The organism is Modestobacter sp. SYSU DS0904 (genome assembly GCF_054051115.1).
Genome location: NZ_JBJHAQ010000027.1, coordinates 46,514 through 53,969 on the forward strand (window position 1 = coordinate 46,514; position 7,456 = coordinate 53,969).

Here is a 7,456-nt window from a genome sequence, read left to right on the forward strand (position 1 = left end):
TCGATGCGCTGGGTAAGGCCAGCCTAACCAAACCGCCGACCGCGATCCACGTCACCGCCCGTTCGTGACCTGCACCGAGGACACCGCCGGGGACGGCGGGAGACGATGGCGACCGTGTCCGGCTCCTCCGCACCGATCCGCCGGATGGCTCCGCACCTGCTCGGCCCGCCGTTGCCGGCGGTCACCTCGCTGTGGGCCACCCACCGGCGCCGGGCGCTGTCGGCCGCCTTCTCCGTGACCGCGCCACTGGTCCTCTTCGTGCTGCTCGACCGGCCGGACCTGGGTTCCGCGGCCGCACTGGGCGGGTTCACCGCCGTCTACGGCCACGCGCTGCCCTACCGACGGCGGGCGGCGGTCTCCGGCGGGGTGGGCGTCGCGCTCACCGCGACCGTGGGCGCCAGCGGCCTGGCCGGTCCGCACCCGCTGCTGCTGGCCGTGGTGCTGGGCACCCTGGTGGCCGCCGCCACCGCCGCGACCGCGATCTGGCGGATCGGCCCGCCCGGCCCGCTGATGATCGCGCTGGCCGGCGGGAGCGCCAGCACGCTCGGCGACTCCTCGACCGCGGTGGCCGAGCACGTCGCCGCGGCCGCCGGGGGTGCCGGCCTGGCGTGGGTGGTCGTCATGCTGCCGTGGCTGTGGGACCCGGCCGGACCCGAGCGGCAGTCGCTGCGCGCCGCCGACGCCGCGGTCCGCGCCGTCGAGCGGGACGGGCTGGGCACGACCCGGCCGGGATCGGTCGCGCGGGCGGTACGGGTCGCGGTGGCCGCGGTGGCCGGCGGCAGTCGCCGGGGGCCCTCGCTGCGCCGGCAGCTGGAGGAGGTCGAGGAGCGGTTCTTCCGGGCGCTGCCGCCGACCGCCCCGCCGCCGGGCAGCGGGGCCACCCTCGCCACCCCACCGGAACCCCCACCACGCCGCACCACGCCGGTCTGGGCCCCCACCGCCGCCCGCATCGGGCTGGGGGCCACGACCGCCGGGGCGGTGGCCGCGCTGATCGGGTTGCCCAGCCCCTACTGGGCGGTGAGCACCGCCGTCGCCGTGCTGCTCGGCACCGACGCCCGGCACACCCGCGCCCGTGCGCTGCACCGGGTGACCGGGACGCTGGCCGGCGTCGGGCTGGCCGCGCTGCTGTTCCGGCTCGAGCTCCCCGTCGCGGCGACCGTGGTCGTCGTGGGGCTGCTCATGCTGGCCGTCGAGCTGCTGATCGCGAGCCAGTACGTGCTCTCGGTCGCCTGCATCACCCCGTTGGCGCTGCTGCTGGTGCACCTGGGGAACCCGTCGAGCAGCGGCACCGAGCTGATCGCCGTACGGCTGGCCGAGACGCTCATCGGGATCACCGTCGCCCTCGCCGCCGGCCTGTTCCTCTTCCCGCACACCGGCAGCCGCCGGCTGCCCGGTGCGGTGACGGCGAGCCGGCAGCACGCCGTCGCGGCCGCCGCCGCACCGCCGGGCACGCCCGCCGATCGCGCCCTGCAGGACGCGCTGCTGGCCCAGGAGGAGGTGACCACGGCGGCCCGGGCCGAGCTGTTCGCCGCGCCCGGCGCCGACGCGTGGCGACGCCGCGCCCGGCAGGTCGGCGACCTGGGCTGGGCGCTGCTGGGTGCCCGGGCGCGCGGGGAGCACGAACTGGCCGGGCAGGTCGCCGCACGGATCCGCACCGAGCTCGACGACGACGGTGCGGTCACCCGGCCGACCGGGTGAGTCAGTCGGGCAGCCCGACCAGCCGGGCCGAGAGCTCCCACAGCTCGCGGGCCCGGACGTCGTCGGCCGCCGAGGGCAGCGTCCGGGACGGGGACCGGTCGCCGTGGTGCCCGCCGTTGCGCCAGCCCTCGTCGGCGGTGGCCAGCCAGACCAGGGTGTCCGCGCCCTGGGCCGGCGTGCGCATGAACGCCCGCACCGGGCTGCGGAAGACCAGCCCGGTGACCCCGGTGGAGGCCTGCCCGAACGAGGTGGCCACCGCCCCGGGCGCGAAGCAGGTGGCGGTCACCTCCGGCGCCCAGCGGCGGGCCAGCTCACGGGTGAACAGCACGTTGGCCCACTTGGCGCGGGAGTAGACCAGCATGCCGGCGTAGGGACGGGGCACCTCGGCGAGGGCGGCCAGCCGGCCGCGCCGGACCCCGCCCAGCCACTGCGCCGCCGACGAGGTGGTCACCACCCGCGCCCGGCCGGCCCGCAGCGGCTCCTCCAGCAGCCGGGTGAGCAGGTAGGCGGCGAGGTGGTCGACCTGGAAGGTCTGCTCGATGCCGTCGACCGTGCGCCCCGGCCGGCCGAACGTCGCGCCGGCGTTGCCGGCCAGCACGTCGATGCGCGGCAGCCGCGCGGCCAGGTCTGCGGCGAGCCGGCGCACGTCCTCGAGCCCGGTGAAGTCGGCGACCTCGGTCTCCACCCCCAGCTCCGCCCCGATCGCCGCGGTCTTCTCCGGGGAGCGGCCGACGGCGACCACCCGCCACCCGGCGCGCTGGAGCCGGCGGGCGGCCGCGGCTCCGATGCCGTCGCTGGCCCCGGTGACCACGGCGACCGGTCGCTGGTCGCCCGTGCCGTCGGGTGACGTGCTCAGCGCGCCCGCTCGACGACGAACACCGGGATCTCCCGGTCGGTGCGGGTCTGGTAGTCGGCGTAGTCGGGGAAGGCGGCGACCGCCCGCGCCCACCACGCCGCCTTCTCCTCGCCGGTGACCTCGCGGGCCACGCCGTCCCACACCTGGTCGCCGTCCTGCACCGTCACCTGGTCCGGGTGGGCCTTGAGGTTGAAGTACCAGGTCGGGTGCTCCGGCGCCCCGCCCTTGGAGGCGACCATGGCGTAGGCGCCCTCGTGCTCGACGCGCATCAGCGGGTTCTTCCGGACCTTGCCGCTCTTCGCGCCGCGGGTGGTGAAGACGACGACCGGCTCGGCACGGCCGGGCAGCGTGTTGCCCTCCCGCCCGCCGGTGCGCTCGTAGACCTCCACCTGGTCGCGCACCCACTTCTCCGGGCTCGGCTCGTACTCACCTTCCAGCGGCATGCCCCGACCCTAGGGCGGTAGGCGTCCGGCCGCGCGGGACGTGCGGCCTCCGGGGTCCTGCCACGCTCCCGGAGGCCGACGGCGCGTGTGCCGCCGCGGAACGGAGGCGCTGGTCCACCACCGGGTTCGAACCGGCGACCCCGTGCCGTGCGACACGTCCGCCGTCGCCGACCTCGGCTGAGGCCGGGCGGGAAGCGGCGCCGGCGACCGGCGGTTGCACCGGCCATGACGACCCTCGGACTCATCGGCGCCGGGAACATCGGCACTGCGCTCGCCCAGGCTGCCCTCGACGCCGGCTACGACGTCGTGCTCAGCAACTCCCGCGGCCCGGAGACGCTCACCGAGCTGGTGACGGCGCTCGAACAGCGGCCCGGAAGGCGCGGCAGCGTGCGCGCCGCCACCGCGGCCGAGGCCGCTGCGGCGGCCGACCTCGCAGTGGTGGCCATCCCGCTCAAGGACGTCGGCCAGGTGCCTGTCGAGCCGCTCGCGGGCAAGGCCGTGATCGACACCGGCAACTACTACCCGGAGCGCGACGGCCGGATCGCCGAGCTGGAGGACGAGTCGACGACGACGGCGGAGCTGCTACAGGCCCACCTGCCCGCCTCGCGCGTGGTCAAGGCGTTCAACCACATCGGCGCCCGGGAGATCGTCGAGCACGGGCAGGCCGCGGGGACCCCGCACCGGCGGGCGCTGACCGTGGCCGGGGACGACGCGGCCGCCAAGGAGCAGGTCGGGCAGTTCATCGCCGACCTCGGCTTCGACGTCGTCGACCTCGGCCCGCTGGCCGAGGGCTGGCGGATCCAGCGCGACACCCCGGGCTACGGCCCGCGGATGGACGCCGACCAGCTGCGCGCCGCCACCGCCGCGGCAAAGCGCTACCGGGACGTGTGACGCCGGGCGGACTGCGGGGCCGCCGGGGCGGCCCCGCAGTCAGCCGGCCTGCTCCTCCGCCTCGATCTGCGCGTTCCAGTCGCGCTTCTCGGCCTGCCAGCGGTCCTCCGTGCGACCGACCCGCCAGTAGCCGGAGATCGAGGTGAACTCCGGGTCCAGCCCGCGCTCGGCGCGCAGGTGACGGCGCAGCTCGCGCACCAGACCGGCCTCGCCGTGCACGAACACCTGCCCCCGGCCCGTCGGCAGCTGCACGGCGCGGACGGCGTCGACCAGCGCCCGACCGGGCTCCCCGGCGCCGCGGTGCACCCAGGCCAGCTCGGCCCCGACCGGCACCGGCACGTCGGCCTGCTCCTCCTCGGGCCCGGCGACCTCGAGGAACACCAGCGCCCGGGCGCCGTCGGTCACCCGCGGCAGGGAGGCGGCGATCGCCGGGATCGCGCTCTCGTCCCCCACCAGCAGGTGCCAGTCGGCCTCCGGCCGGGGCGTGTAGGCCCCGCCGGGGCCGAAGAACTGGATCCGGTCGCCGGGCCGGGCCGCCGCCGCCCACGGACCGGCCACGCCCTCGTCGCCGTGGTGCACGAAGTCGATGGTGAGCTCGGCGGCCGCCGGGTCCCAGGCGCGCACCGTGTAGGTGCGGGTGACCGGCCACTGCTCACGAGGCAGCTCCGTGCGGACCTGCTCGGGGTCGAAGGGCACCCCGTAGGGCGCACCGGCGGGTGGGAACAGCAACTTCACGTAGTGGTCGGTGAACTCCCCCACGGGGAGACCGGCCAGCCCGTCGCCGCCGAGCACCACCCGGATCATGTGCGGCGTCAGCCGCGAGGTGCGGACCACCTGCGCGACCCGGGGCACCCGCGGCCGCCGGGGCCTGGGCTCCACCGCCACCTCTGTCGCTCCGGTCATCCCACTCTCCTCCTGCCAGGCCAGGGAAGGCTCCCCTTACCGGGGGGAGGCTACGCGGGACGCCATCCCGCCGGACGGCCGGTGCGCCGGAATGTCGATCTCACCGGTTTACGGCGTAGACGCAGGCGGGTACCCGCCTGTCCAACGGAACGGCGTCCACCGAGACCACGGTGGGCCCACCCGCGCGACACCGACCTGGGCACCTCCGGGTGTCCGTACGCCGCTCCGCGAACAGGCACGAGCACCCGACCCAGCCCGGTCGGCGATGTCTTGCTCCCTGTCGCGGACCCGGCCGTACGACCAGCTCCACCCCCCAGAGCCCGATGCACGACGAGGAGGAACGATGACGCACTCCATCGACACCCCGACACAGTCGCCTTCCAGCGGGGCGACCGACCGCTCGGGCAACCAGTCGACCAAGGACCAGGCCAAGGACCAGGCCAAGGACCAGGCCAAGGTCGCCAAGGACCAGGCCAAGAACGTCGGCCACAGCGCCGGCGAGGCCGGCAGCCAGGTCGCCTCGACCGCCGCCGACCAGGCCAAGAACGTCGCTCACGAGACCCAGCACCAGGTGCAGGACCTCGTGAGCCAGGGCCGCCAGCAGCTCACCGAGCAGGCCCGCTCCGGGCAGCAGAAGGCGGGCCAGGGCCTCAGCGACATCGCCACCCAGCTGCGCAACATGGCCGAGGGCAAGGGCGAGGCCCCGAGCGGCCCGGCCGCCGACCTGGTCCGCCAGGCCGGGGACAAGGTCGAGCAGGTGGCCGGCTGGGTGCAGAACCGGGAGCCCGGCGACCTGCTGCAGGACGTGCGCGCCTTCGCCCGCCGCAAGCCGGGCGCCTTCCTGCTGGGTGCGGCGCTCGCCGGCGTCGTGGCCGGACGGCTGACCACCGGCGCCGTGGCGGCGCACAAGGACGAGAACGGCTCCGGCCAGCAGGGTCGCGGCTCCGGCTCCCCCGCCCCGGGTGGCAACTACGTCGCCGACACCCCGGAGACCGGCTACGCCGCCGGCACCACCGGGTACGCGACCACCGGCACGACCGGCTCGGTCCCGCCGCCGCCGTACGGCACCCTGCCGCCGGAGGGCACCACCGTGACCCCGGCCGCCGACACCGGCTGGGACGACCCGTCCCGCACCCCGGGTGAGGGACGACTGTGACCGCCCCCGGCAGCCAGGCCTACGGGCAGACAGGTACCGGCTACGCCGCTGGCGGGGCCACCGGCTACACCGCGACCGAGCACGCCGGCAACACCGCACAGCCGATGACCGACCAGGGGCACCCCGACGTCGAGCAGACGTCGGTCGGTCAGCTGCTGAGTGAGGTCAGCCGCGACCTCTCCACCCTGATGCGTCAGGAGCTGGAGCTGGCCAAGGCCGAGCTCAAGCAGGAGGCCGGCCACGCCACCGCCATCGCCAAGGAAGAGGCGAACAAGGCCACTGCCATCGCCAAGGAAGAGGCGAACAAGGCCAGCGGCATCGCCAAGGAAGAGGCAGCCAAGGCCGGCAAGGGCGCCGGGATGCTCGGTGGCGCCGCCTTCGCCGGCTACATGCTGGCGTTGTTCCTCAGCCTCGCGCTGATGTGGGCGCTCGCCAGCGTCATCCCCACCGGTTGGGCCGCGCTGATCGTCGCCGTCCTCTGGGGCATCGCAGCGGCCGTCCTGGCCGCGATGGGCAAGAAGAAGCTCAAGCAGGTCGACCCCAAGCGGGTCACGCAAGTCGACCTCCAGCGGCTCAAGCAGGTCGACCTCAGCCGCTTGAAGACGATCAACCCGAAGCCTGAGCAGACGGTCGACACGCTTCAGCAGGTGCCCGGCGCGCTCAAGCCCCACTGACCTCTTCCCAGCTAGTACGACAGGAGATTCCTCATGACCAGCAGTGACCCGGACGTGATCCGGCGCCAGATCGAGGACACCCGCGCCAACCTGAGCTACGACGTCGACGCGCTGAACGAGAAGGTCAGCCCGAACCGGGTGATGGACCGGCGCGTCGGCAAGGCGAAGAGCACCATGTCCGGCTTCCGGGACAAGGTCTTCGGCGCCGCCCACGACACCCGTGACCAGGTGAGCAACCGCGCCTCGCACGCCCAGGGCAGTGCCCAGGGCGCCGCCCACAGCGCGGCGGACAGCGTGCAGGGTGCCGCCCACGGCGCGGCGGACAGCGTGCAGGGCGCCGCGCACGACGCCATGGGCGCCGTGCAGCACGCTCCGGAGACGATCCAGCGGCAGGCCCAGGGCAACCCCCTGGCCGCCGGGCTGATCGCCTTCGGCGTCGGCTGGCTCACCTCTTCCCTGCTGCCCACCAGCGAGAAGGAGAAGCAGCTCGCCTCGCAGGCGGAGTCGGCGCTCATGGAGCAGGCCGAGCCGCTCAAGGAGCAGGCCAAGGAGCAGGCCAAGAACGTGGCTCAGGAGATCGGCAACAACCTGAAGCCGGCCGCCGTGAGCGCTGCGGGCTCGGTCCTCTCCACGGCTGCCCAGGGCGCCAAGGAGGTCAAGGACGAGGGCCAGCACGCCGCGCAGGACGTCAAGGGCTCGGCGCAGGAGTCCCGCCAGAAGGTCCAGGAGAAGTCCTCCTCCTGATCGACCGCAACGCACGTGGGGGGGGGGGGGGGGGGGGGGGGGGGGGGGGGGGGGGGGGGGGGGGGGGGGGGGGGGGGGGGGGGGGGGGGGG

8 protein-coding genes are annotated in these 7,456 nt (G+C 75.3%); 5 read left to right on the top strand and 3 right to left on the bottom strand.

The genetic code is table 11. From position 1 onward, the window contains the following. Nucleotides 1-114: 114 nt before the first annotated feature. Nucleotides 115-1,698: an FUSC family protein gene (locus ACI79U_RS16045; protein ID WP_457068450.1), complete on the top strand. Its 1,584-nt coding sequence runs from the start codon at nt 115-117 to the stop codon at nt 1,696-1,698. Between the two features lies 1 nt (nt 1,699). Here the strand turns inward: ACI79U_RS16045 and ACI79U_RS16050 are convergent, their stop codons facing one another. Together ACI79U_RS16050 and ACI79U_RS16055 are read right to left on the bottom strand one after the other, a co-directional pair. After that, nucleotides 1,700-2,509 carry an SDR family NAD(P)-dependent oxidoreductase gene (locus ACI79U_RS16050; RefSeq protein WP_457068452.1) on the bottom strand — a complete coding sequence of 270 codons (810 nt, stop codon included), beginning with the start codon at nt 2,507-2,509 and terminating at the stop codon, nt 1,700-1,702. A gap of 41 nt (nt 2,510-2,550) precedes the next feature. Then, nucleotides 2,551-2,997, bottom strand: a complete 447-nt coding sequence (locus ACI79U_RS16055) for a nitroreductase family deazaflavin-dependent oxidoreductase (RefSeq protein WP_457068454.1) — start codon at nt 2,995-2,997, stop codon at nt 2,551-2,553. A 225-nt stretch (nt 2,998-3,222) separates the two neighbouring features. Here ACI79U_RS16055 and ACI79U_RS16060 point away from each other — a divergent pair, with 225 nt between their 5' ends. After that, entirely contained in the window at nt 3,223-3,888 is a 666-nt protein-coding gene (locus ACI79U_RS16060; RefSeq protein ID WP_457068456.1) for an NADPH-dependent F420 reductase, read from the top strand. Between the two features lie 39 nt (nt 3,889-3,927). Here the strand turns inward: ACI79U_RS16060 and ACI79U_RS16065 are convergent, their stop codons facing one another. Next, nucleotides 3,928-4,791, bottom strand: a complete 864-nt coding sequence (locus tag ACI79U_RS16065) for a siderophore-interacting protein (RefSeq protein WP_457068458.1) — start codon at nt 4,789-4,791, stop codon at nt 3,928-3,930. A gap of 343 nt (nt 4,792-5,134) precedes the next feature. Here ACI79U_RS16065 and ACI79U_RS16070 point away from each other — a divergent pair, with 343 nt between their 5' ends. From ACI79U_RS16070 to ACI79U_RS16080, 3 genes are read left to right on the top strand one after another with little or no spacing between them, the layout of a single operon-like run. After that, the gene (locus ACI79U_RS16070) at nt 5,135-5,947 is read left to right on the top strand and encodes a hypothetical protein (RefSeq protein ID WP_457068460.1); all 813 of its coding nucleotides are present in this window, start codon (nt 5,135-5,137) and stop codon (nt 5,945-5,947) included. Beyond that, nucleotides 5,944-6,621, top strand: coding sequence for a phage holin family protein (locus tag ACI79U_RS16075; RefSeq protein ID WP_457068462.1), 678 nt, complete (start codon nt 5,944-5,946; stop codon nt 6,619-6,621). Before ACI79U_RS16070 ends, ACI79U_RS16075 begins: the two co-directional genes overlap by 4 nt. Nucleotides 6,622-6,654: 33 nt before the next feature. After that, nucleotides 6,655-7,365, top strand: coding sequence for a DUF3618 domain-containing protein (locus ACI79U_RS16080; RefSeq protein WP_457068464.1), 711 nt, complete (start codon nt 6,655-6,657; stop codon nt 7,363-7,365). Nucleotides 7,366-7,456 lie beyond the last annotated feature (91 nt).

Excerpts from the sequence above, each read along its gene's own strand:
- ACI79U_RS16060 (WP_457068456.1), top strand. The coding sequence starts at position 3,223 with ATGACGACCCTCGGACTCATCGGCGCCGGGAACATCGGCACTGCGCTC.
- ACI79U_RS16070 (WP_457068460.1), top strand. The coding sequence starts at position 5,135 with ATGACGCACTCCATCGACACCCCGACACAGTCGCCTTCCAGCGGGGCG.
- ACI79U_RS16055 (WP_457068454.1), bottom strand. The coding sequence starts at position 2,997 with ATGCCGCTGGAAGGTGAGTACGAGCCGAGCCCGGAGAAGTGGGTGCGC.
- ACI79U_RS16065 (WP_457068458.1), bottom strand. The coding sequence starts at position 4,791 with ATGACCGGAGCGACAGAGGTGGCGGTGGAGCCCAGGCCCCGGCGGCCG.
- ACI79U_RS16080 (WP_457068464.1), top strand. The coding sequence starts at position 6,655 with ATGACCAGCAGTGACCCGGACGTGATCCGGCGCCAGATCGAGGACACC.